The organism is Solibacillus sp. FSL W8-0474 (genome assembly GCF_038004065.1).
In the GTDB taxonomy this organism is placed as follows: domain Bacteria; phylum Bacillota; class Bacilli; order Bacillales_A; family Planococcaceae; genus Solibacillus; species Solibacillus faecavium.
On record NZ_JBBOQJ010000001.1, the window covers coordinates 2,454,743 to 2,477,620 of the forward strand.

The window sequence follows — 22,878 nt, forward strand, 5'->3', positions numbered from 1 at the left end:
TTACTGAGCTCCCTTCGCTGTTATACGAGCTAATACAAAGTTTAAAATTAAAATGAATGAGAATAAAACAATCCCTGTAGCAAACAGCATCTCCTGGTGAGTCCCTGCTGCATAGCCCATTTCAAGCGCGATGTTTGTCGTTAATGGACGCACACTATCTGTTAAGCTTGTCGGAATAATGAGTGAGTTCCCAGCCACTAAAATTACGGCCATTGTTTCTCCTAATGCTCGGCCTAATCCTAGTACGATTGCCGCCATAATCCCTGATTTTGCAGCTGGAACGACTACTTTAAAGATTGTCCCGATTTGCGAAACACCAAGTGCCAACGAACCTTCTCGATATGTTTTTGGTACTGCACGAATAGCTGTTTCTGCTACTGTTACGATTGTTGGCAGCATCATGATCGCTAGTACTAGAATTACTGCAATTAAACTTTGTCCACGTGCTAACCCTAAATTGTTCTGTAAAAAAGGTACGATAATTGCCAATCCGAATATCCCGTACAATACAGATGGAATACCTGCTAAAAGCTGAATGGCCGGTGATACGATTTTTGCTACTGATTTCGGCGCTATTTCCGCTAAAAAAATTGCTGTCAGTAATCCAATCGGTACACCAATGATAAGAGCTCCTATTGTTGCATAAATTGATGCAACAATCATTGGGAAAATACCGAATTTATCTTCCGAAGGCACCCAATCATTGCCGAAAAGGAAATCAAAGAAACTGTAGCCGCCCGTTATAAACGGGTTTGAGCCTTTATAAAATACAAACCCTACAATTAGTAGTAGGCTGACAACTGATAAAAGCGCACATGCCAGGAAAATTTTTGATGAAAGACTTTCTAAAAAATATTTTCGTTTATTGCCTTTACTAATTTGCTGTTCTAGTTCATTTTTGTCTTGTATATTCACAAATTTATCCTCCAGCACTGATTATTTCGTTAATGGAATTGCTCCAGCAGCTTCCACAATTTTCTGTCCATCTGCACTTAATATATAATCCATAAACTTCGTTGCTGCTTCTGGAACGTCTTCTTTATGAACGAATAAGAATGGTCGGGATAATTGATAGTTCCCATCTAATACATTGCCTGCTTCGGCTTTTACCCCATTAATATCCATAGCCGAAACTGTTTCATCAATGTATTCGAATGATATAAATCCAACAGCGTGTTTATTTGTTGCGACTGTTGTTTTAATGTTGCCATTGCCGCTTGCAACAATTGCATTGCGAATTAACTGACCTGATTTATAGCCTACGATTTCCTGGAAAGCATCACGCGAACCAGAACCATCCTCACGCGACACGACTACAATCTCTAAATCTTTACCGCCAAGTTCTTTCCAGTTCGTAATTTCCCCTGTGAAAATCTGCTTTACTTGTTCCATCGTTAAATCTTTTACAGGATTGGAAGGATGTGCAACAACTACAATCCCATCATAGGCAATGATTAGTTCCTCAATGCCCGAATCTATTTCTTCCTGTTTAAGATCACGCGATGACATACCGATTTGTGAAACATCCTTAATTGCATTTGTAATACCTGCTGATGAACCAATTTGATTAATTTCTATTTTTACATTTTCATTATCTTCATATTTCTCTGCTAACTTCTCAGCTAAAGGTCCAACCGATGTGGAACCTGAAATTGTGATTAAATCTTCACTACCGGAATTTGATTCCGATGTTTCTTCTCTATTGCAGGCTGCTAATACTACCATTAGAATTGTTAACCCAATGAAGTAACATGTTTTTTTCAACATACTTCAATCCTCCATCAACTTGCATTTTTTCTATCTGCCTTAACAATACCTTTATAAAATTAATAACATATGTGAATCATGTAAACCTTCTGTAAATTATGAAGAGAGTAATGCATATTTTTGTAAAACTTTTCAATAAAATCTGAATATTTTGTATTAATAGTTCTATTAGCCTTAACTTTTTATAATTGTGGTTGAATCGGGCAATTTATACACCAGTAAGAAGCAATATTTCAGATAGTTCTGAAATTAATAGTTAAATTACGGTTATATAGCGTTAATATTTCTATTAAATTAGATGTAAAGAGCGTCTTTTTTTGAAAATGAGATGAATTTTCCTTAAATCTCATTTACAAAACCTTAACAATGGCTAAGTTTTTTATTTTACATAATAAAAAAAGCCGATTTTCATCACAAGAAGTTGTGAAAAATCGACTTTACTATTAATTTGCATTCCTTTTAGCTTTCCTACCGCCTTTGGATAACATATTTTTTCGTCAGTCCGAAAGTAACCATAAAATAAAGGAAGTAAATCATCCCTATAACTACTATTATTGAAACGGATACTACATTAAAATTCAGCATTGCGCTAAATCCGGCTAGTTCAATAAATTGATTGAGAATGATTGTAATTGGTATGGATAAGCAGATTGGAACGACTATTGGAAACGTAAAGAACACAAAAATTTGCTTCGCTAATGTCTTTCGCTGTAACTCCTCATTAACACCCAATCGATTGAGCAGTCTATACTTTTTCTCATCATCACGTAGATTCGATAATATTTTTAGTGCTAGAATCGCCATAGCTAGCAAAATAAAGACGACCGCTAAGTATAATGCTCCGACTATAAAGATAGCTGAGAATGCTGCAGCATATAATCGACGCTGCTCTTTAACCCGGTAGTCACTCGATAAAATAGAGTAATTGTTTTCTTCTATTTTATAAGTATAACTTAATGCATCTTGAAGTTTTTGTGCATCAAATGGTCCTTCTTCTAGAGTAATGGCTACCGCTGTTTGACTTATTTCCATACCTTCTACTACTTCATCCGGCACGACAATGACAAAATAGCTCCATAAAAACATCGGCATGGATTCCACTATATGACTTAATGTATAAGTTTGACCTTTATGATTAAATGATGCCTCTGAAAAGTCTGCCCCTTGAATTCCCGGCATATCAGAGAAAATTGCAAATTGATTTTCTAGATTCAGTGGTTTGCTGCCAAGTTCTTGCAATAGCTCATTTACATCCGATTCTTTCATGAACATATCGACGTCCTGATATTTATCGCCCTGCCAAATTGTATGCTTATGGAATGTCCTTTCATTTGTGGAATAGCCGTTATACACCTTCGACCAATCTATAGGCATATTAGATTCAATCGTTTCCTTTGCTTGTTCCAATGGAATACTGCCCTCTTGCTCCGCATTAATATTGGCTATAATATCAAACGGATATTGTTTATCTAAATTTGCTTCTTCAATTTCTTTATATAAAAAGCTGAAATTAGCAGCAATCATGGCAAATACGATTAAAAAAGACAGCGCCCCAAGTAGAATAGCATTAGAGCTTAACATCGCACTCAATTGACGTAATAAAAATTGATTTGTCCCACGTTGTGTAAATTGTTTAAACCCTAATAAAATATACATTAAGCTTTTGGCAAGTCCAATGTGGAATGTCACCAATGATATTGCTAATAATAGCATCAGCCATACGAAGTTCCCTGGATTTGAATCGACTTCTAAAAAGATATGCTTTAATTCCCGAGAAAAAAAGATAAATGATACAATGATTCCAAGTAAGGATACGCCTGTCACTAGCATGGTGACATACGGATGCTTTACCCCCTGCTCCACTTTCTTCTCTCCATGTATGAGTTCGTAAATAGTAACACGGTTTAAATAAAAACTTGATACTATGGATGAGAATAGGAATATGCTACAAACCATTCCGATCGTTAATAGCACACCTTTTAATGAAAACATCGAAAACACAAATGGAATATCCAGAAGCTGAGTCATTAACAGCATGAGTCCCTGATAAAAAAGTGAACCCACAAAAAATCCAACAACCATCGCAAAAAAACCGAGTAAGCTATTTTCAAATAAAAACAGTTTCACAATATGCTTTCGTTTCATTCCGACTGTTAAATAAGTGCCAAATTCTCTTTTTCGCAGTCGTAGCATAAAGGCATTCGCGTAACCGAGTACAAAAGCTATAATGATACAAATTATAATCGATAGAAACACTAATCCTAATGCCAATTCCGCTATGGATTGAGCTTGAGTTTGTAACTGTTCATTAAATATCAAGTTATTCATTGCAAAAATAAGGGAGATCGTTAATGCAACGGTTATAAAATAAATTAAATAATTGCCAATTTGTCTTCGCACATTGCGTAAGGCTAGCTTACGATACATGCCCCTCACCTCCGAGCAATGCCATCGTCGCTAAAATATCTTCATGCATCGCACGTTGACTTTGATTCCCTCGATACAATTCATTCCAAATCTTTCCGTCCTTTAAGAACAATACCCGCTTTGCAAAGCTACCAACAAGAGCATCATGTGTCACCATTAAAATTGTGGAATGCAATTGTTCATTCATAAATAAAAATGTTTCCATCAGCTTTTTGGAATTGGCTGAATCTAATGCCCCCGTAGGCTCATCAGCTAAAATTATACTTGGATTTGTAATAAGTGCTCTTGCACAGGCAACACGCTGACGTTGCCCACCAGAAAGCGCCATCGGAAACTTCTTTAGCTGCTCCTGAATTCCTAACTTATTTGCAATGTCTATTAAGCGCTTCTCCGTTTCTTTAGGAGATACTCCTTGTAAATTAAGAGGGAGTGTAATGTTTTCTTCTACTGTTAAAGTATCGAGTAAATTATATTCCTGGAAAATAAATCCTAGCTTATCGCGTCGATAATCTGCTAACTCCCTTTCCTTCTTATTCGATATTTGCTCTCCGTCCAATAAAATGTTCCCTGCGCTAATTCGATCAATTGTCGCAATACAATTTAAAAGTGTACTTTTCCCCGAACCTGATGCACCCATAATCGCTATAAATTCTCCATCCCCAACTTCAAAGGAAATGCTATCAAGTGCCTTTGTTATAATGGCTTCAGCACCATAATATTTTGTTACCTGTTCAATTTGTAATCTTTTTTTCATCGAAACACCCTCCGCTTCGACATTATCATATCACGCTGTGCACGGTTCTTTTCTAACAGACTGGTAGCAGAATTCTTACATTTCCGTTAGATTTGGAAAGATTAACTGAAATCGAGTATAGCTGTTATGTTCTGATTTTATATTCAACTCGATATGTAACTCTTTGCACAGCTGTGCCACAATATATAAGCCCATTCCAGTACTTGTCCCTAATTTACGACCGTTTGACCCTGTATATCCCCGTTCGGTAATACGCTCTAATTCGTGAGACAAAATACCGATTCCATCATCTTCATAAATTAGTTCCTTACCCTTTACACGCATTGTAATCTTCGCACCAGGGCAATATTTGGCACTGTTCGTCAATAGCTGATTGACGATGAATTGTAGCGCTTTATTATCCGTATAAATATTGGCATCCCCATCAATTTCAACCTTCATTTTTGATGCAATTAATAAATCCATTTGGTTTTTCACCACATCATTTAAAATGGCATTCAGTGAATGCTCTTTCAGCTGCTTGTCCTTTTCGATGGAATCTAGCCGCGCATAATGTAAAATGTTATCAGTTAAATTATCCGCACGCTTTAGTTCCCGACGCAATTTCCAAACATCCTGCTCATTGGCTAAAATTAACGACATCGCAGTTAGAGGCGTTTTGATTTCATGAATCCATTGTTCGACGTATTCCTTATATTCTTTCGCTGAACGTTGGCTTTGTTCTACACGGGATATAGCATCTTGAGAAACAGCTAGCATCGCCTCATAATATTTATGCTCTACTAAAGATTTTGGTTTTCGTAAAACTTCACCTAATAAATATGTTTCCTCGAGCTTTTCCATCTGCTGCTTCATTTCTTCATAACGCTTCTTTTCATAAAAAAAGCTTGTGATAAGCCAGCTGACCTGTATGAAGATGAAGGCTAACGATATCATGGCAATCGTTCCAAATGGTACATCAATTAACATAAAAATTAACAGGAATAAAAGATAACCAATCCATAAGAAACCTACCGATATGAGTTTAGATTGAAGAAATCCTCTGATCATAGACGATATCCTACGCCACGTACTGTTTTAATAAAGTCTGTCGCATTTAGTAGTTTTAGCTTTTCGCGCAATCGGTTAATGTTGACATACAATGTATTTTCATCAATATACAGCGAGTTATTCCATAAATCCTCTATAATTTCTTCCCTTGTAACAAGTTCTTTTTTCATTAAACAAGCTAAAATACGTGTTTCATTTTTGGTAAGCTCAGTAGAATTGTTTTCAAAGCTAACCATCATATTCCCTACATCCAATGTTAATCCGCGCACTGACTGATGACTCGTTATTTTTCTCATCAATAATCGTGAAATGCGCGCTAATAGGATCGAAGAATTATAAGGTTTGCGAATATAATCATCCGCACCAACGCCAAAACCAATAAGTTCGTCCTCTGTAGAATCCCGTGCCGTCAAAAAAATGATTGGCACATCTGAAGATTCTCGGAGCTTACGGCAAATTTCAAAGCCACTTTCTCCTGGAAGATTGACATCTAACAGTGCTAAGTCACATGGGGGTGCATCCACGGGTAAATAGCCATTACTTTTTAAGAGCTGTTTTAATTCTTCCAAAATTACCGTATCATCTTCTACTACATAAATTTTTTGCACAAAAAGTACCCCTTTAAAGCATTTTTCCTTATTATACACAATGTTTATTCATGAAAAAAACAGCCTATTTAAAGAAATAGCCTGTGAAACAAGAAAATTAAGGTAAATATATTTCAGAAATGAATACTACTTCCCCATCTTTTTCATATAATTTCAGAAATCCGCTCATTGGAGCAAATTCCTCCCAAGTTACTTGTACTGATTCTCCCGGGTTTTCGAGCATCCAGATTGGCACATCCTTTTTTATACTTATCTCTTTCGTTCCTTCTGTGGATTCAATTAGTCTATAACCATTCGGCGCATCCTCATCGATGAGTTTATTCGTATACGTAATATTTATAACAAATGATTCTTCGTTAATATCGAAACTATTTAAAATAGCTGTTTTATAATTAGTTGTTTCGTTTATAACGGCTTCTTGTAAATCAAGTCGATTTTGCAAATAATAAGTGGACTCTTTGAGCAATGATAATTCATTCATGACTTGCTCCCACTCATCCAATGCTGTCAGTTTATTTTCATGGTCTACAATCGTTTCCTGCTGATCCTGAAGTGTTTGTTCAAGCTTACTTATAGTATTTCCATCTTCATTATCCAAACGGGACATTGTATTTTCTTCATTTGTACAGCCCGCCACTATAAGTGTAGTCAAAAAACATCTGAACAGTAGCGAATATTTCTTGTTGCCCAATAAAGATCCCCCTTCCTTTTTTCCCCCAATAAATTACGATATTCTAATGTACTAGAAAGTTTACCTAAATACACAAAAAAGGTAAGCCATGTAATAGCTTACCTTTCTATTATTATGATGGGTGGTTTTTTATGCTTCCAGTAAAGCAATTGCTTCTTCAACTTGTTGCTCAGATAGCACATTACGTACAATATAGCGGTTACGTTCATGTTTCGTACACTCTATTGTACAGCCGCCTAAATGCTTCGCTTCGTTTTCTTCTGATGCTAAAACTTGCTTGTTGCATTCAGGATTTGCACAGTTAATATAGCGCTCACATGGTGTACCATCGAAATGATCACGACCAACTACGACATGCTCTACCTGGTTGATCGGCACTGTTAAACGCTCATCGAATACATACATTTGGCCGTCCCAAAGTTGACCTTTTGTTGCTGGGTCTTTACTGTATGTTGCGACACCACCATGTAATTGACCAACATCCCCAAATCCTTCACGCTTCATCCAGCCGGAGAATTTTTCGCAGCGGATACCGCCAGTACAGTAAGTTAATACGTTCTTACCTTCAAATAGTTCACGGTTTTCCCGTACCCATTGCGGTGTATCACGGAAATTCTGTACTTCTGGTCGAATCGCGCCACGGAAATGGCCAACATCATATTCATATGTGTTGCGCACATCTAAAACAACCGTATTCTCATCTTGCAGTTCCTTCATAAATTGCTCAGGGGATAAATAACGGCCTGTCAATTCATGTGGATTAACATCTTCCTCTAAGCCTAAGTTAACAAGCTCTGGTCGAGGACGGACATGCATTTTTTTGAACGCATGACTTTCTACCGCATCAATTTTAAATACGATACCTTCAAATAAAGGATCTGACTTCATCTTTTCCATGTAGGCTTCTGTTTGCTCAATTGTTCCAGAAACTGTCCCGTTAATGCCTTCATTAGCGACTAAAATACGTCCCTTTAAACCGATTTCTTTACAGAAAGCTAAATGCTCCGCTGAGAATACTGCCGGATCTTCAATTGTTGTATAATGATAATATAATAATACTTGATAATTCATGTTTTCCACCTATCATTCATATATTTGCAGGATATACCTGATAGTTTAAAACTACCTTACAATGATAAGGTATTGCACAATCATTTCCTATCAGTATTTAGACTGATATTTTAGGACAATTTTCCCTTTTTGACCTTTTTCTAAAGGAATAGAATAATAATGATATATTTATATATAAACAATATATGGCAAAGGAAGTGAGATGCATTGGAAGAAAGGTTATTAATGAATAAAAACAAATGGGATGACAGTCACCGTCCGTGGGCTTTGCCGAATTTACCATGGGGGATGAAGCAGACATGGAGCGATCTTTTGTTTGCCCATTACCCGATTAAATATGAAATGTTACGAAAAATAGTACCAAAAGAGCTGGAACTGGATTCATATGAAGGTACTTATTGGATAGGAGTTGTTCCTTTTCTTATGTCAGGGGTTAGACTTAGGGGATTGCCGCCAGTACCTGGAACAAACCGCTTTCCGGAACTCAATGTACGGACATATGTGACAATGGACGGAAAACCCGGTATCTACTTTTTTAGTCTAGATGCAGACAATTGGCCGGCTGTAAAAGGAGCCCGAACATTTTTCCATTTGCCGTATTGGTATTCTAAGATGAAAATTATCAATCGTGGCTCATCCATACAATTTGAAAGTAAAAGACGCCATGACTTGGAAATTGAATTTGCTTGTAGCTATAGACCAATTTCAGATCCCTATTTAGCAGCAAAGGGTTCTTTTGACGAATGGATGTCGGAACGTTATTGCTTCTATACTTTAAATTTGTTCGGTACTCCAGTCCGCTGCGATATTTTGCATAGACCATGGATCTTACAAAAAGCTAAAGCCGAAATTACGATAAATACGATACTATCAAAGCAAGGCATTGAAGTGGAAAATACAGTTCCTATCGTCCACTTCGCAAAAAGGATTGACGTGCGTGCCTGGCCATTAGTACACCATGCTACGAATCGGTTAAGGATTTAGTGACAGATGAATCTAAGGCTATATGTTATTGCCAACAAAAAAATCATCCCTCCCCTAATAAACTCTTAGGGGAGGGATGATTTTAATTTATTTCAAATTCACTTGGAAAAATTTACAGTCCGCATTTCAGCTGTGCGCCACAGTTTGTACATGTGTTGCAACCGCCCATTTCCTCTACCGTACCTTGACGGCAAACAGGACATGTATTACCTACTTCCGAACCGATTGTTACGTCAGTATCTGTTAATGGTTTAATCGTATCCACTAACACAACTTGACGTTTTACTTGGTCTTCCATTTGTTTGAACTCTTCAAACTCTAATTGCTCATCTGAATTTGCCTCTTCAGCTTTTAAAGTTAATACTTGTGTATCACGGGAACCGTCAACATACACCGTACCACCTTTTGCACCGCCGCGGTATAGACGCTCGTACACTTGTTGTACTTGCTCTACTCCATAGCCTTTTGGTGCATTTACTGTTTTCGAAATCGATGAATCAATCCAGTTTTGAATAATACATTGAACATCTGCATGAGCTTCAGCAGAAAGCTCCATTGAAGATTTGAACCAGTTTGGTAAGTTATTTTCATCCACACCTGGGTTCGCATCTAAATATTCTTTTACGATTTCGGCTTTTACTTCAATAAACTTCCCTAAACGACCTGAACGGTAGTAAGTAAAGCTGAAGTAAGGTTCAAGCCCTGTTGCAACTCCGACCATTGTACCAGTCGATCCAGTTGGTGCAACCGTCAATAAATGCGAGTTACGAATACCGTTTGCCACAATATTTTCGCGAATATGCTGTGGCATTTTTTTCATGAAGCCTGTGTTAATAAATGCTTCACGTAAACGCGCTGTTTCTGCTTCTGTTTGTCCTTCTAGGAACGGGAAGCTTCCGCGCTCTGTTGCTAATTCAATTGACTGCTCATAAGCTGCAACCGCAATTGTTTTGAAGATTTGATCAACAAGTGCATTGCCTTCTTCAGAACCATATTCTTTTTCGCAATAGATTAGTAAATCCGCAAGCCCCATAACACCAAGACCTACACGACGTTCACCAAGTGCTTGCTTTTTATTTTCGTCAAGGAAGTAAGGTGTTGCATCAATTACGTTATCTTGCATACGTACGCCAACTTTTACTGTTTCACGTAACGCCTCAAAATCAACTGTTTTTGATTCCTTATTTGCAAACTTCGCTAAGTTTACTGCAGCTAAGTTACAAACGGAATATGGTGCTAATGGTTGCTCACCACAAGGGTTTGTCGCAACAACTTGCTGACCGTATGCTTTAGCGTTCGTCATGTCGTTTGCGTTATCAATGAAGAAAATCCCTGGTTCTGCAGCATATGTTGCACAAATATTAATCAAATTCCAAAGTTCTTTTGCTTTAATTGTACGGTATGTGCGCACTGGGTACCCAAGCTTTTCCCATTCGCGAACATCGCCAACTTCATGCCATTTTTCATTGTAATCTTTCATTTGCTCTGGCGTGTAGTTTGCTACATCCGGGAAGCGCAGTGGAAATTCTCCGTCATTTTCTACTGCTTCCATAAATTCTTTAGTTAATGTTACCGAAATATTCGCGCCCGTTAAGAAGTCTGCATTATGGACTGAATACGTTCCGCCATCACGTAGTTTCGTTTCAGCGTCACGGATAATCGCTTCATTAAATCCACCAAAACCTTCAATATTTTTATAGTTCACAATACCTTGATACATCGCATCTTCCTGCTGTGATAAAGGCTTGAATTTTAATTTTTCTTTTGCTAGACGAATAATCGATTCATCATCGGTATTCTCGATTAAATAACGTAGAATACGAGGGTTTTGCATTTTTGAAATGATAAACTCTACGATATCTGGGTGCCAGTCTGCTAACATAATCATTTGAGCACCACGGCGAGAACCACCTTGCTCAACAAGATGTGTCAGCTTGGCAATATCATCAAGCCAGCTCACAGAACCACTTGATTTACCGTTTACACCGCGCGCTAATGTGTTACGTGGACGGAGCGTTGAACCGTTTGTACCAACACCGCCACCACGGCTCATAATTTCCATTACTTGCTTACGGTGGTCACTGATTCCTTCACGAGAGTCTGCCACAAATGGCATTACATAACAGTTGAAGAATGTTACTTCAGTTTCCGAACCTGCTCCATAAATTACACGGCCTGCTGGAATAAAGTTCATTGATACAAGCTGTTCGTAAAATTTTTCGAACCATTCTTTTCGCTTTTCTTCAGTTTTTTCTACAGATGCTAAGCCTGTTGCATTTCGCTTTGCAATCTGCTCATAGAAAATTTCCAAAGGCTTTTCAATAATATCTAAAGAGCGCTCAATTATTCCTGTTGTCTGCTCTTCTCCCTCTAGTACGTGGCGATAATCCTCTTCAATTTCAATAAGTGCACTCTTCTTATCGAGATCAATTGATTTGATAATACCTAGTCCACGTGCCGGGAATTTTGGATCCTGCTTTACTGTCAGTACAACAAAATCTCCTGCTTTTAATGTTTTCTTTTCTGTATCCTTAAAAGAATACCGGTCAATCATGACAAGACGCGACACACCTTTATGCGTAATATGCATATCTGGTGTAATCGGATGAACTTGAGGAAATTGCTTAATATCCTGATTTAACTGATTGAATGGGATGGATTGTTCTAAAACACTTACCACCATGCAAGCCCCCTTTGAACGCTATTTAATAATGTTAACATTCCCAACAAAAACGAGAATCAAACACCATATCTTGTGTTTGATTCATTAGGACTATCCCATATGTTGAGTTATATATAATTCCTTAAAAAAGATTACACCAAATATTTATTTCAATCAAGGGTTGATTTTTTTTAGTTTATGTTAAATCCCTGTATATCAACGTTTCGAGTATCAAAATTTTTTTCGTAAAAATAAAAACAAATGTTCGTAATCTATTTTTTGAAATTCCACTCATCGGTTAAATATTTTTTTTGCATTAATTGATCCACATATTGCTGTTGTTTTTCGTTTAATTCATAAGGAATCAATTCAATATTTAGCGCATCTTCAAATCCTTTTGAAAATGCATTTACACATTGCTCAATAGTAAATGGGACATCGACAAACTGATTCATCGCTACGGCCTTTTCAGGTAATTTTTTTCTCATTCTTTCTTTTGCCTCAGCAGAATCGAAATTAAATACCGATAATAACAATTCTTCATTTAAATCCAATAATATTGCACCATGCTGTAATATGACACCTTTTTGACGTGTTTGCGCACTGCCTGCCACTTTTTTTCCTTCTACAACAAGCTCATACCAGCTTGGCGCATCAAAGCAAACTGCACTTTTCGGCTTTTTCAGATCATCCAGTTGCTCCTTCGTTTCAGGTATACTGAAATAGGCGTTTAGCCCTAGCTGACGGAACCCCTGCAATATCCCTTCGCTAATAACACGATATGCTTCTGTTACCGTCTCTGGCATATTTGGATAACTTTCTGATACAATCACGGAATATGTTAGCTCCTGATCATGTAAAACAGCACGTCCACCTGTAGGACGGCGAATAAAACCTAAATTTTGCTTTTGGACTGCTTGTAGATTAATATCTTTATGTACTTGCTGAAAGTAACCGATCGATAAAGTTGCAGGATTCCATTCATAAAATCGAATGACAGGGGGGATTTCTCCTTCACTGTGCCAATCCAGCAAAGCTTCATCTAATGCCATATTAAATGCCGGGTTACATGGACCGGAATTAATAAAATACCATTGTTTTTTCATAATTTCTCGCCTCCAATAATACATTTTAGCAAACTGGCTCGACTAACTCTAGTTCATCTCTTATAATAGAAAGTACAGAAAGAAAGGGGCAATATCGCTGTGACAATTTTATACACGATTCTAGCAATTTTAGTCGTAATCGTTGCTTACGTAGTAATCAATTCAATGCGATTGAAAAAAGCGGTAACAAATTTAACGCAAGAACAATTTATTGAAGGTTATCGTAAAGCACAATTAATCGATTTACGCGAACCGAAAGAATTCGAAGCAGGCCATATTTTAGGCGCTCGAAACATTCCTATGACGCAATTCAACACACGTCATAAAGAAATACGTCCTGACCTGCCTGTATACCTTTACTGCCAAAATTCCGGCCGTAGTGCACGAGCAGCGCTATCTTTAAAGAAAAAGGGTTATAGCCAGCTTTATCAATTGCAAGGTGGATTTAAAACTTGGACAGGTAAAGTAAAATCAAAAAACTAATCTTAAAGGCTCTCTAATTCATTAGAGGGCTTTTAATTTTGAGTTTCTACTATATATAAAGTGAATTGTAAGAAGTCTAACTTCTCCATTAGAAAAAGGGTCAGAATATCTCTGACCCTTTTGGTAATATTAAGACACTGTTACTTGTTCTTGTTTTTTATAACGTAATACTGGCGTTCTTGCAGCACGTGTCTCGTCTAGACGGTTAACAACTGTCGTATGAGGGGCTTCCTGAACTAACGCAGGATTATCTATTGTTTCTTGTGCGATTTGAATCATTGCATCACAGAATGCATCTAAAGTTTCCTTCGATTCTGTTTCAGTCGGTTCAATCATAATTCCCTCTTCAACATTTAATGGGAAGTACACTGTTGGTGGATGATATCCGAAATCAAGCAGGCGTTTTGCAATATCCAGTGTTCGTACGCCTAATTTCTTCTGGCGACGCCCCGATAAAACGAACTCATGCTTACAATGACGGTTATAAGGTAAATCAAAATGCTCTTCTAAACGGCGCATCATGTAGTTTGCGTTTAGTACAGCATATTCTGTTACAGCCTTTAAGCCATCTGGTCCCATTGATCGGATATACGTATATGCACGGACATTAATGCCGAAGTTTCCGTAGTAAGGTTTCACACGACCGATTGATTGTGGACGGTTGTAATCGAAGTGGTATGTACCATCTTCTTTTTTCACTAATACTGGTTTTGGCAAGAATGGAATTAAATCCGCTTTTACCCCTACTGGACCTGAACCCGGACCACCACCACCGTGTGGACCTGTAAATGTTTTGTGTAAGTTTAAGTGAACACAGTCAAAGCCCATGTCGCCAGGACGTGCTTTACTCATAACGGCATTTAGGTTTGCGCCATCATAGTAAACTTTTCCGCCAACACCGTGAACGATATTCGCCATCTCAATAATATTCTCTTCGAATAAGCCTAATGTGTTCGGGTTTGTCAGCATAAGCGCTGCTGTATCAGGACCGACAACACGTCGTAAATCTTCAAGATCAACTAAGCCATCTTCACCTGATTTGATTGTGATTGTTTCAAAACCTGCAACTGTAGCAGAAGCCGGGTTTGTACCGTGAGCTGAGTCCGGTACGATTACTTTGTTACGGTGCCCTTCTCCATTTGCCTCATGGAATGCACGGATCATCATTAATGCTGTCCATTCACCATGTGCGCCTGCTGCCGGCTGTAATGTTACTTCATCCATACCTGTAATTTCCTGAAGGGATGTTTGCAGGTCATATAATAATTCCATTGCACCTTGTACTGTTGACTCATCTTGTAGTGGGTGAACATTGGCAAAACCAGCATAGCGTGCAACTGTTTCATTGATTTTCGGATTGTATTTCATCGTACAAGAACCAAGTGGGTAGAAGCCTGAATCCACACCATGGTTACGACGGGAAAGTGCTGTATAGTGACGCATAATATCTAATTCAGAAACCTCAGGTAGCTCAGCTGCTTCTTGACGTACTAAATTTGATGGAATAAGCTCCTCAAGATCAAAATCAGGCACATCTAAAGGCTCTAAGTTGTAACCAATACGGCCTGGTTTTGTAATTTCGAAAATGAGTGTTTGGTTTTCGTTATTCATTATAAGCCCCCATTTCTGCAACTAGTGCATCAATTTCTTCTTTTGTACGTATTTCAGTAACAGCGATTAGTGCATGGTTTTCTAATTCAGGGTAAACTCGCCCTAAATCAAATCCACCGATGATGCCTTTTTCGATTAATGCTTTATTTAACTGTGTCACATTATGTTTTGTGTTTACTACGATTTCGTTGAAGTGTGCACCTTGATATACAACTTCGAATCCAGCTGCTTCAAACGCATTTTTTGCGTAACGTGTTTTCACGATATTTTGTTTTGCCATTTCCTGCATGCCTTGCTTTCCAAGTGCTGTCATTGCAACTGATGAAGCAAGAGCAAGTAACGCTTGGTTTGAGCAAATATTTGATGTCGCTTTATCACGACGAATATGTTGTTCACGTGCTTGTAATGTCAATACGTAACCTCTGCGTCCATCTTGGTCTACTGTTTCCCCAACTAAACGTCCCGGTACTTTACGCATCAATTTAGTCGTAACAGCGAAGTAACCGCAGTGTGGACCACCAAAAGCTTCGGAAATGCCGAATGGCTGTGCGTCACCAACTGTAATGTCCGCTCCTAATTTTCCTGGAGGTGTTAAAACGCCAAGTGCTAATGGATTTGCAGATACGATAAATAATCCTTTTGCATCATGTGTAATATCTGCAAGAGGTTGCAAGTTTTCAATTTGCCCGAAGAAGTTTGGATATTGCACGATAACGCCAGCTGTTTGATCGTCAATTAATCCTTTTAACGCTTCAACATCTGTTACACCGTCTTTTGTAGGGATTGTTACCACTTCAATTGATTGACCGTATGCATACATCGTTACTACATCTTTATACTCTGGGTGTACTGCACCGGAAACTAAAAGCTTTTTACGGCGAGTATGGCCTGCAGCAAGCATTCCTGCCTCTGCTAACGCTGTACCCCCATCATACATAGAAGAGTTTGCGATATCCATACCTGTAAGCTCGGCGATCATCGTTTGGAACTCAAAAATTGCTTGTAACTCACCTTGGGAAATTTCCGGTTGGTATGGCGTATAGGCTGTATAAAACTCTGAACGGGAAATAACATGATCAACAATTACAGGTTTGTAGTGATTATATACACCAGCACCTAAAAACGATACATTACTAGCAGTATCTTTGTTTTTTGACGCCAGTTGCGATAATTCCTTCATTAAAGCTGCTTCTGATTTTGCAGGTTTAATATTGTAGTTTCCTTGGAAGCGAACTTTTTCCGGGATATCTGCAAAAAGTTCATCGATTGTAGCAACTCCGACGCGATCTAACATTTCTTGCTTATCTTGTTCCGTCATTGGTAAATAACGATGTTTCATTGTTAACCCTCTTTTCAAAAGTATTATTTTGTACGTTTATAAAACGGTTTTTCCACAATTAATGCTTTCGCTCTATTTTTGCGAATTTCAACTTCTAACTCAGTTCCGACTTCAGCGAATTTTGCGTCAATTAAAGCTAGACCGATGTTGCGTTTCGTCATCGGAGATTGTGTGCCAGTTGTAACTTCTCCAATTTCAATACCATCTTTAAATACTTTATAACCGGTACGTGGAATCCCTTTATCAATCATCTCAATACCTACTGATTTACGAGCTAGGCCTTTTTCTTTTTGATCAATTAATGCTTGTTGTCCGATAAATTGTGGTTCTTTAGCTAATTTCACTGCAAACCCAATCCCAGCTTCAAGTGGTGTAATCTCTTTAGACAGTTCCTGTCCGTATAATGGCAGGCATGCTTCAAATCTTAATGTATCACGGGCACCTAAACCAGCTGCAACAACACCTTTGTCTTTACCTGTATCTAAAATTTTATTCCATAGTTCGATAATAGCTTCTGGTGTACCGTAAATTTCAAATCCATCTTCACCTGTATAACCAGAGCGAGATACAAGTACCGATTGTCCAGCTACATCGACATTGTCTTTAAATTTGAAATATTTAATCGCTGCCAAGTCTTCCGTCGTTAACGATTGCAGCAATTCCTCTGCTAATGGACCTTGTAATGCAATTTGAGCATAGTCATCTGAAGCGTTTGTTACTGTAACATTGCCTTCTACATGTTTTTGCAACCATTCGAAGTCTTTTTCAATATTAGAGGCATTGACACAAAGCAAATAGCGCTCATCTGCTAAACGATATGTTAATAAATCATCTACAACTCCACCGTCTTCATAGCATAGTGCACTGTATTGTGCTCCACCAACTGTGATTTTAGAGATATCATTCGTCAGCATTTTTTGTAAATATGGTAATGCATCTGAACCTTCTACAAAAATTTCTCCCATATGTGAAACATCAAAAAGACCAGCACGGTTACGAACTGCATCATGTTCTTCTTTAATAGAAGAAAATTGTACAGGTAATTCCCACCCACCAAAGTCAATTGTTTTCCCACCATATTTTGCGTATTCATCAAATAGCGGTGTACGTTTTAATTCATTTGTCATGTCATTTCCTCCTTAAATTTTTTATGTTATAACCATTGTAAAAATGTGACGGGGAATGATTACATTGTGCGGTACAGCTAGCTGCCTCTTTTTACTTTTAAATTGGAAAACGTATTTTTTTCCATAAAAAAAAGACAGACGAATCCCTTTTAATGGGATTCTCTGTCCTTGCACCTGAAAGTTACACCTAAATTTGATAGTCTATCACATTTTAGGCTTTCCCCTTTGGTGGCTGCCAGTAACTTGTACTACAACAGCACTCTCCAGAGTTGCGTCAAATACGAGTCTTTTTGCCTGAGAGATTCATAGCACCGCTATTTGCTCCTTCGGCGACGTGACATCACGTTCTCTCCCCGTATCATCATCCGCGCTAGTTTTTCAACTAATTTAAATTAACTGTACTCTTAGCAATATCCTAACATTGAATGTATTGTAAACGCAATCTTTTTTTAATTTTACTTAATAAGCGAACATTTTTTGCGCTTTTCCGAAAAATTATTCGCCTTTTAATCTATTTACTTGAAAAGCAATGTATTCAACTATTTGTCTTAAAGATCTACCTACTGTCAGTACTTGTATATGGCTTGCATCCCGATAAGCCTTTCTACGGCTATGATACAGTTCTTCCAACTCTTGTTCTGTCTTTATTTGTACTATGGGACGATTTTTATCATTACGAATTCGCATATATATATCTTCGAATTTGGCGTCCAGGAAAAAGACTAGCCCTGTCTTTCGCATAATTTTACGATTTTCTCCATTAACGGCTACCCCACCGCCAGTCGAGATAATGCATGCTTCATCACGGAAGTTTTTTAAAAATTCCGTCTCTATTTTTCGAAAATGTGCTTCCCCGTATTGTTCAAAGATCTCTGGAATTGACATTCCTTGTTGCCGAACGATTTCATGGTCCATATCATAATAGGGCATCTTTAAGAAATAGCTTAATCTTCTGCCAATCGCACTTTTTCCGCATCCCATAAATCCAACTAAATATATTTTTCGCATGCTGTTCACCTTCTTCTAATTACGAACTACTTTTCCATAGCACCTCTATTTCAATATATTGAAAACTGGTTTTGTACTTAATGTGAAATTCCAATTTTTAATGCATTACTTACTACTACCCATTAACGATGCATAGGTGACTTTCACTTTAAGTATTTCTTACCCAACTTTTAATAATTGCCGAGATATTAACTTCTTTCATTTGAATTTTACACTGTCATTCCCCTCTATTTTGGGAGATAGAAGACAATTGTTGAAAGAAGTCGAAACTTCAATGAGTATTTAGTATGTTTATCGTAGCACGAACGTAAATAGATTCCAATGAATTATAAAATTTTAATTGTGCAAAATACGCATTTGTATATAAAATGGCAGATCCAGTAACGATGAATAATAAGAGAATTGCCAGCAAAAATAATGCCCCTTTTTCATTTCGGATCCAATGGTAACACGAGGGATCGTTCTCTTTCCGTTCCATCCTGCATCACCACTTTCATATTTAGATCATTGTCGATTCCTTCTAGATGCCAATTATCAACGAATGGCAATAGAATCTCATTGCCCCCTTTATTCGACCTTTTCCGTAAATGCAGCTCTGATTTATCAAATACAAATAACCTATCATTTGGGTCATTTAGCATTTCAAGCTGCAATGTGCTGGAATTATATAATCTTCCGGATGCCGAATTCATATTATATTGATGTAAATCATAGACGAAAAACTCCCAATTCACTTCATCCTTCATCTTCTGTATTTGCTGGATATCGTTTACCCAAATTAGGATTAGTAAGCTAATCGAAGCGAACAAACCGAAAACAGTTAACTGGAACAGACTTTCCAACAGTGTAAATCCTGCCTCATTTATCCGAGCTCGTTTCATATACATTGCTCCTCTTCCACCCCGTTGTTATCGAACAGAACACAAAGTTGCTGGCCATTATAGGTCCAATGAAAAACGGTTTGATCGATTTCTTGAGTACCGGCTGATTGACTGTATCTTTTATATTTTAACGCACCCATGAAGGCGACCTCAGCGGCATGGGTCTGCAATTTTTGATCTGCTATTTGCTGTTTCATATTATAAGTGAGTGGAATCATGGTTGAAGTCAGGAAAAATAAAATGACGACTGCCAACAGTGTTTCTACAAGCGTTAGGCCTCCCTGTGTCATGAAAAACCTCCTTTTCCAAAATTCTTGCTTTCCCAATATTCACAGAGTATTGATAACTCACATTTTCAAAATGGTACATAATTCGCCCAAACGCATGCGCATTTCCTTTCGTATTAAAGCTGAGCCTTGAGTTCGGGGTCGTTATAAATATTTCAATGTGACTAGGCACCATCTGCTCGTATATAACGCCCTCTCTATTCATTTCCCTTATACGAATTCTACGGCAATTGACGATTTCAAAACTATGTGGATTCTCTTTTTCAATTGAAATCAACTGTGTCATTCTTATTAATAGTTCATTTTGATTCATTAATTGTTTTTCGGTAAAATCCAACAATGGTTTATGTGAAAAAAAGAGAATTGCTGTACTTACCACCATAAAGATCGAGAGGACAACGAGCATTTCCAATAAAGTAAACCCTTTTTCATTCGTTAAAACTGTTCTTATTTTTAACTTCATTTATTATTACCGTGTTAGCTAGCTGCCCGAAGTCGAAGCTATCACTTTGCCATTCTCAATTTTAATTTGCGTATTATCAGGGCATCGTAAATCTTCTTCCATAACATAGTTCTCTTCTATTAAGTCTGATATGGAACTTGGATATTCTTTATGGTTCAACTTATACGCCTCCACTTGTCCTTGAAGCATTAAAACATAGGCATCACAGCCTTTTTCATCAATTGACGCGAAATGTTTGGAGACATTAGGAATGGTTACTAGAATCAATATAGAAATAATTAACAATACAACAAGCATTTCAACTAACGTAAATCCTTTTTCATTTTTCATCATCTCTTCCACCTCTTCTTAAATAAAATCAATTACATCATACATAGGAATTAAAATACTTAAATAAGCAGCAATGACACACATGGCAATAATGATAAAAAGTAATGGTTGAACAATTGCCAGTAACCGTTCTATAACTTTCTGCAGCTTTTCATCAAGAAGCTCACAATATAAAATCAGTTCCCGCCCCAGTAAACCACTAGCCTCACCGTGGGCAATAAAATGTTCAAACTTAGGATAAAAATAACCGACAAGTACAACAGAATGAGATAAAGAATCACCGATAAGAATACGTTCCTGTAACGTTTCGGCAATATAGGCTATTTGTTTCTGATGCTGCTGGGATTTCAAATGGTCAAATGCATCTTGAAGAGAAATTCCCGCGACCAAAAGATTACCTAAATGTCGTGAAAATTGTCTTGTTAATATCAATCGCCAAATTAGGCTGAAGAAAGGAAGCTTAAATAGCAGATGGAGTTGTATGTCGATGCGTTTCTTTCTTACATAAAAAATAAACGTTATCAGCAGACAGCATAAAAAAATACTAGCTGCTACGATATAGTCGGGCAAATGGAGGAAAAATGCAGACCATTGGATACTTGCTGATTCCTCAACTTGACCACGCGAAGCTACGACGGAAGCCATATTCGGCAAAAAATACGTACGGAACGCAAAAAACAGCAGTATTAAAAAGGAAAATAACACTATTGGATAAGAAATTACTTTTAACAATTTCAGTTTCGCTTGTTGTTGGAAGGTAAGTTGCTTTGATACTATTTCTATTGCTTCGCTCAATCTGCCGGTTACTTCGGCCATTTCTATTGATACTAAATACTGATTGTCCAACCGGAGGAACTGAAAAACTTGTGTCACATTCCCTCCATTGTGCAGGATATTTGATATTTCCTGTTGTACCGGTTCATAATGTTTCACATGATAAGGAAGCAGCATTTCTATACTATGGGCAAATGTATAGCCTTCATTTAATAATGTTGAAATGCGTTGAAGTAATGTAGGGAATTCGGAAGGCTTAATAATTGTTTTGTGAAATAACGGGGTGGTCGGTAGGTTTTTAATGAGAGATATATTCATAGCCTTCTCCTTTTAATAGTGCCTTTTGTCCAGCTATTGTTTGTTCATAAGGCAGTGTAAAACGATTGCCTTCTATTATAGATTCTATCGCCCGCTGTAATTGTTTATCTGTCAAAAATTCAAAAACTGCTTTATAGCCCTGTTCATCAGTTTCGATAAGACGCTGTGAAATGACGGCTTTAAGCATTTGCCTCATCTCTTCCAAAGAAACAGACAAATCCTGAAGCCGATATAAACAATTAACAGTATCTTTCGCATGAATTGTTGAGATAACTAAATGCCCTGAAAATGCGGCTTCCATCGCAACCTTCGCTGTTTCCTGATCACGGATTTCTCCAAGCATGATGACTTCAGGTGAATGTCTCAATACTGCCTTCAAACCGGCTGAATACGTAATACCAGCCCGTTCATTAACTTGAATTTGCAGCAGATGATCCTGTGTACTTTCCACCGGGTCTTCAATTGATATAACATGTCGTGAAAGATGCTGAGCACAGTATTGCAACATTGAATATAAAGTGGTCGTCTTTCCACTGCCAGTCGCCCCACTAATCAATATTAACCCGCTATCCATACGGGCCAGCCTATCTAGCTGTCGAACACTCTCATGGAAATGACATAATGTTTTTAAGGGGACTGTGTGATTTTGACGCAATAAACGAATTGCCAAGCTCTCTTTGTAAAAACTGGAAGGTAATGTAGAAATTCGGAATGCATACATCGATTGGCCGATAAATTTTTGAAACGCACCACTTTGGGGTTTTCGCCTTTCACTAATATCGAGGGATGACAAAAATTTAAAGTAGGAAATCATTCGTAAGGCGAGATCATTGGGAATTTCATTAGTCTTTTCAAACCGGCCATACTTTCTGAGCAATACATCAAAACACTCTTCTCTTGGAATTAAATGAATATCCGTTGCATCAAGCTTTGCTGCATTCGACAATAGCTCTAAACATTTTTGTTCAATTATAGATTGCTGTTCGATAATAATCACCTCTTTTAACTTGATATCTTTTATCTATTTATATTATAAAACCGACTATACAAAATTAATAGAAATGGTGAAATAATTTCTTTTTAAGGTATTTTTTGTATGAATATTAACAATTTCAATGGCATTTCATGTAGAATAAT

22 protein-coding genes and 1 riboswitch are annotated in these 22,878 nt (G+C 37.6%); of the genes, 2 read left to right on the forward strand and 20 right to left on the reverse strand.

Translation table 11 applies throughout. From position 1 onward, the window contains the following. The 8 genes from pstC to trhO form a co-directional block, all read right to left on the reverse strand. Entirely contained in the window at positions 1 to 915 is a 915-nt protein-coding gene (gene pstC, locus NYE67_RS12370) for a phosphate ABC transporter permease subunit PstC (RefSeq protein ID WP_191700078.1), read from the reverse strand. A gap of 21 nt (positions 916 to 936) precedes the next feature. Then, on the reverse strand, positions 937 to 1,767 hold the full coding sequence (locus NYE67_RS12375; protein WP_191700081.1) for a phosphate ABC transporter substrate-binding protein: 831 nt from the start codon (positions 1,765 to 1,767) through the stop codon (positions 937 to 939). Between the two features lie 468 nt (positions 1,768 to 2,235). Next, the gene (locus NYE67_RS12380) at positions 2,236 to 4,194 is read right to left on the reverse strand and encodes an ABC transporter permease (RefSeq protein ID WP_340728398.1); all 1,959 of its coding nucleotides are present in this window, start codon (positions 4,192 to 4,194) and stop codon (positions 2,236 to 2,238) included. Then, positions 4,184 to 4,948 carry an ABC transporter ATP-binding protein gene (locus NYE67_RS12385; RefSeq protein ID WP_340728400.1) on the reverse strand — a complete coding sequence of 255 codons (765 nt, stop codon included), beginning with the start codon at positions 4,946 to 4,948 and terminating at the stop codon, positions 4,184 to 4,186. The genes NYE67_RS12380 and NYE67_RS12385 overlap by 11 nt, the downstream gene beginning before the upstream one ends. A 75-nt stretch (positions 4,949 to 5,023) precedes the next feature. Then, on the reverse strand, positions 5,024 to 5,998 hold the full coding sequence (locus tag NYE67_RS12390) for a sensor histidine kinase (RefSeq protein WP_340730214.1): 975 nt from the start codon (positions 5,996 to 5,998) through the stop codon (positions 5,024 to 5,026). Beyond that, positions 5,995 to 6,606, reverse strand: a complete 612-nt coding sequence (locus tag NYE67_RS12395; protein ID WP_191700091.1) for a response regulator transcription factor — start codon at positions 6,604 to 6,606, stop codon at positions 5,995 to 5,997. Before NYE67_RS12395 ends, NYE67_RS12390 begins: the two co-directional genes overlap by 4 nt. Positions 6,607 to 6,703: 97 nt before the next feature. Further along, positions 6,704 to 7,297, reverse strand: coding sequence for a hypothetical protein (locus NYE67_RS12400; protein ID WP_340730215.1), 594 nt, complete (start codon positions 7,295 to 7,297; stop codon positions 6,704 to 6,706). Between the two features lie 129 nt (positions 7,298 to 7,426). After that, the gene (trhO, locus tag NYE67_RS12405; RefSeq protein ID WP_340730216.1) at positions 7,427 to 8,368 is read right to left on the reverse strand and encodes an oxygen-dependent tRNA uridine(34) hydroxylase TrhO; all 942 of its coding nucleotides are present in this window, start codon (positions 8,366 to 8,368) and stop codon (positions 7,427 to 7,429) included. A 225-nt stretch (positions 8,369 to 8,593) separates the two neighbouring features. Between trhO and NYE67_RS12410 the strand changes: the two genes are divergently transcribed. Beyond that, the gene (locus NYE67_RS12410; protein ID WP_340730911.1) at positions 8,594 to 9,352 is read left to right on the forward strand and encodes a YqjF family protein; all 759 of its coding nucleotides are present in this window, start codon (positions 8,594 to 8,596) and stop codon (positions 9,350 to 9,352) included. Between the two features lie 112 nt (positions 9,353 to 9,464). Here the strand turns inward: NYE67_RS12410 and NYE67_RS12415 are convergent, their stop codons facing one another. Further along, positions 9,465 to 12,035 (reverse strand): vitamin B12-dependent ribonucleotide reductase, encoded by a 2,571-nt coding sequence (locus tag NYE67_RS12415; protein WP_340728405.1) that lies wholly within the window; start codon positions 12,033 to 12,035, stop codon positions 9,465 to 9,467. Between the two features lie 251 nt (positions 12,036 to 12,286). Further along, complete coding sequence (locus NYE67_RS12420; RefSeq protein WP_340730217.1) at positions 12,287 to 13,120, reverse strand: lipoate--protein ligase family protein; 834 nt, start codon at positions 13,118 to 13,120, stop codon at positions 12,287 to 12,289. A gap of 99 nt (positions 13,121 to 13,219) precedes the next feature. Here NYE67_RS12420 and NYE67_RS12425 point away from each other — a divergent pair, with 99 nt between their 5' ends. Then, complete coding sequence (locus NYE67_RS12425; protein WP_191700099.1) at positions 13,220 to 13,603, forward strand: rhodanese-like domain-containing protein; 384 nt, start codon at positions 13,220 to 13,222, stop codon at positions 13,601 to 13,603. A gap of 129 nt (positions 13,604 to 13,732) precedes the next feature. On the opposite strand, the gene gcvPB is transcribed toward NYE67_RS12425, so the two are convergent. The 10 genes from gcvPB to comGA all read right to left on the reverse strand — a co-directional run bounded on the left by gcvPB (position 13,733) and on the right by comGA (position 22,738). Beyond that, entirely contained in the window at positions 13,733 to 15,214 is a 1,482-nt protein-coding gene (gene gcvPB, locus NYE67_RS12430; protein WP_340728407.1) for an aminomethyl-transferring glycine dehydrogenase subunit GcvPB, read from the reverse strand. Further along, a complete protein-coding gene (gcvPA, locus tag NYE67_RS12435; RefSeq protein ID WP_340728408.1) occupies positions 15,207 to 16,553 on the reverse strand; it encodes an aminomethyl-transferring glycine dehydrogenase subunit GcvPA in 1,347 nt (448 codons plus the stop codon). The genes gcvPB and gcvPA overlap by 8 nt, the downstream gene beginning before the upstream one ends. Positions 16,554 to 16,576: 23 nt before the next feature. Next, positions 16,577 to 17,680, reverse strand: coding sequence for a glycine cleavage system aminomethyltransferase GcvT (gcvT, locus tag NYE67_RS12440; RefSeq protein WP_340730218.1), 1,104 nt, complete (start codon positions 17,678 to 17,680; stop codon positions 16,577 to 16,579). 272 nt (positions 17,681 to 17,952) lie between these two features. After that, positions 17,953 to 18,045: riboswitch (glycine riboswitch) on the reverse strand. Between the two features lie 130 nt (positions 18,046 to 18,175). Beyond that, on the reverse strand, positions 18,176 to 18,688 hold the full coding sequence (locus NYE67_RS12445; protein WP_340730219.1) for a shikimate kinase: 513 nt from the start codon (positions 18,686 to 18,688) through the stop codon (positions 18,176 to 18,178). A 428-nt stretch (positions 18,689 to 19,116) separates the two neighbouring features. Further along, entirely contained in the window at positions 19,117 to 19,569 is a 453-nt protein-coding gene (gene comGF / locus NYE67_RS12450; protein ID WP_340728412.1) for a competence type IV pilus minor pilin ComGF, read from the reverse strand. After that, positions 19,566 to 19,859 (reverse strand): pilus assembly FimT family protein, encoded by a 294-nt coding sequence (locus tag NYE67_RS12455; protein WP_340728414.1) that lies wholly within the window; start codon positions 19,857 to 19,859, stop codon positions 19,566 to 19,568. Before NYE67_RS12455 ends, comGF begins: the two co-directional genes overlap by 4 nt. Continuing rightward, positions 19,768 to 20,319, reverse strand: coding sequence for a prepilin-type N-terminal cleavage/methylation domain-containing protein (locus NYE67_RS20805; RefSeq protein ID WP_445683020.1), 552 nt, complete (start codon positions 20,317 to 20,319; stop codon positions 19,768 to 19,770). Before NYE67_RS20805 ends, NYE67_RS12455 begins: the two co-directional genes overlap by 92 nt. A gap of 18 nt (positions 20,320 to 20,337) precedes the next feature. Next, the gene (gene comGC, locus NYE67_RS12460) at positions 20,338 to 20,649 is read right to left on the reverse strand and encodes a competence type IV pilus major pilin ComGC (protein ID WP_340728416.1); all 312 of its coding nucleotides are present in this window, start codon (positions 20,647 to 20,649) and stop codon (positions 20,338 to 20,340) included. 18 nt (positions 20,650 to 20,667) lie between these two features. Next, positions 20,668 to 21,741 carry a competence type IV pilus assembly protein ComGB gene (gene comGB / locus NYE67_RS12465; RefSeq protein WP_340728417.1) on the reverse strand — a complete coding sequence of 358 codons (1,074 nt, stop codon included), beginning with the start codon at positions 21,739 to 21,741 and terminating at the stop codon, positions 20,668 to 20,670. Next, complete coding sequence (comGA, locus tag NYE67_RS12470; protein WP_340730221.1) at positions 21,722 to 22,738, reverse strand: competence type IV pilus ATPase ComGA; 1,017 nt, start codon at positions 22,736 to 22,738, stop codon at positions 21,722 to 21,724. Before comGA ends, comGB begins: the two co-directional genes overlap by 20 nt. Between the last annotated feature and the right edge of the window lie 140 nt (positions 22,739 to 22,878).

Bases quoted from the DNA above. Each gene is read 5' to 3' on its own strand.
- NYE67_RS12380 (WP_340728398.1), bottom strand. From the start codon at position 4,194: ATGTATCGTAAGCTAGCCTTACGCAATGTGCGAAGACAAATTGGCAAT.
- trhO (WP_340730216.1), bottom strand. From the start codon at position 8,368: ATGAATTATCAAGTATTATTATATTATCATTATACAACAATTGAAGAT.
- NYE67_RS12385 (WP_340728400.1), bottom strand. From the start codon at position 4,948: ATGAAAAAAAGATTACAAATTGAACAGGTAACAAAATATTATGGTGCT.
- gcvPA (WP_340728408.1), bottom strand. From the start codon at position 16,553: ATGAAACATCGTTATTTACCAATGACGGAACAAGATAAGCAAGAAATG.
- comGF (WP_340728412.1), bottom strand. From the start codon at position 19,569: ATGAAACGAGCTCGGATAAATGAGGCAGGATTTACACTGTTGGAAAGT.
- NYE67_RS12410 (WP_340730911.1), top strand. From the start codon at position 8,594: ATGAATAAAAACAAATGGGATGACAGTCACCGTCCGTGGGCTTTGCCG.
- comGC (WP_340728416.1), bottom strand. From the start codon at position 20,649: ATGAAAAATGAAAAAGGATTTACGTTAGTTGAAATGCTTGTTGTATTG.
- NYE67_RS20805 (WP_445683020.1), bottom strand. From the start codon at position 20,319: ATGAAGTTAAAAATAAGAACAGTTTTAACGAATGAAAAAGGGTTTACT.
- NYE67_RS12455 (WP_340728414.1), bottom strand. From the start codon at position 19,859: ATGACACAGGGAGGCCTAACGCTTGTAGAAACACTGTTGGCAGTCGTC.
- NYE67_RS12375 (WP_191700081.1), bottom strand. From the start codon at position 1,767: ATGTTGAAAAAAACATGTTACTTCATTGGGTTAACAATTCTAATGGTA.
- comGB (WP_340728417.1), bottom strand. From the start codon at position 21,741: ATGAATATATCTCTCATTAAAAACCTACCGACCACCCCGTTATTTCAC.
- gcvPB (WP_340728407.1), bottom strand. From the start codon at position 15,214: ATGAATAACGAAAACCAAACACTCATTTTCGAAATTACAAAACCAGGC.
- gcvT (WP_340730218.1), bottom strand. From the start codon at position 17,680: ATGACAAATGAATTAAAACGTACACCGCTATTTGATGAATACGCAAAA.
- NYE67_RS12445 (WP_340730219.1), bottom strand. From the start codon at position 18,688: ATGCGAAAAATATATTTAGTTGGATTTATGGGATGCGGAAAAAGTGCG.
- NYE67_RS12390 (WP_340730214.1), bottom strand. From the start codon at position 5,998: ATGATCAGAGGATTTCTTCAATCTAAACTCATATCGGTAGGTTTCTTA.
- NYE67_RS12420 (WP_340730217.1), bottom strand. From the start codon at position 13,120: ATGAAAAAACAATGGTATTTTATTAATTCCGGTCCATGTAACCCGGCA.
- NYE67_RS12415 (WP_340728405.1), bottom strand. From the start codon at position 12,035: ATGGTGGTAAGTGTTTTAGAACAATCCATCCCATTCAATCAGTTAAAT.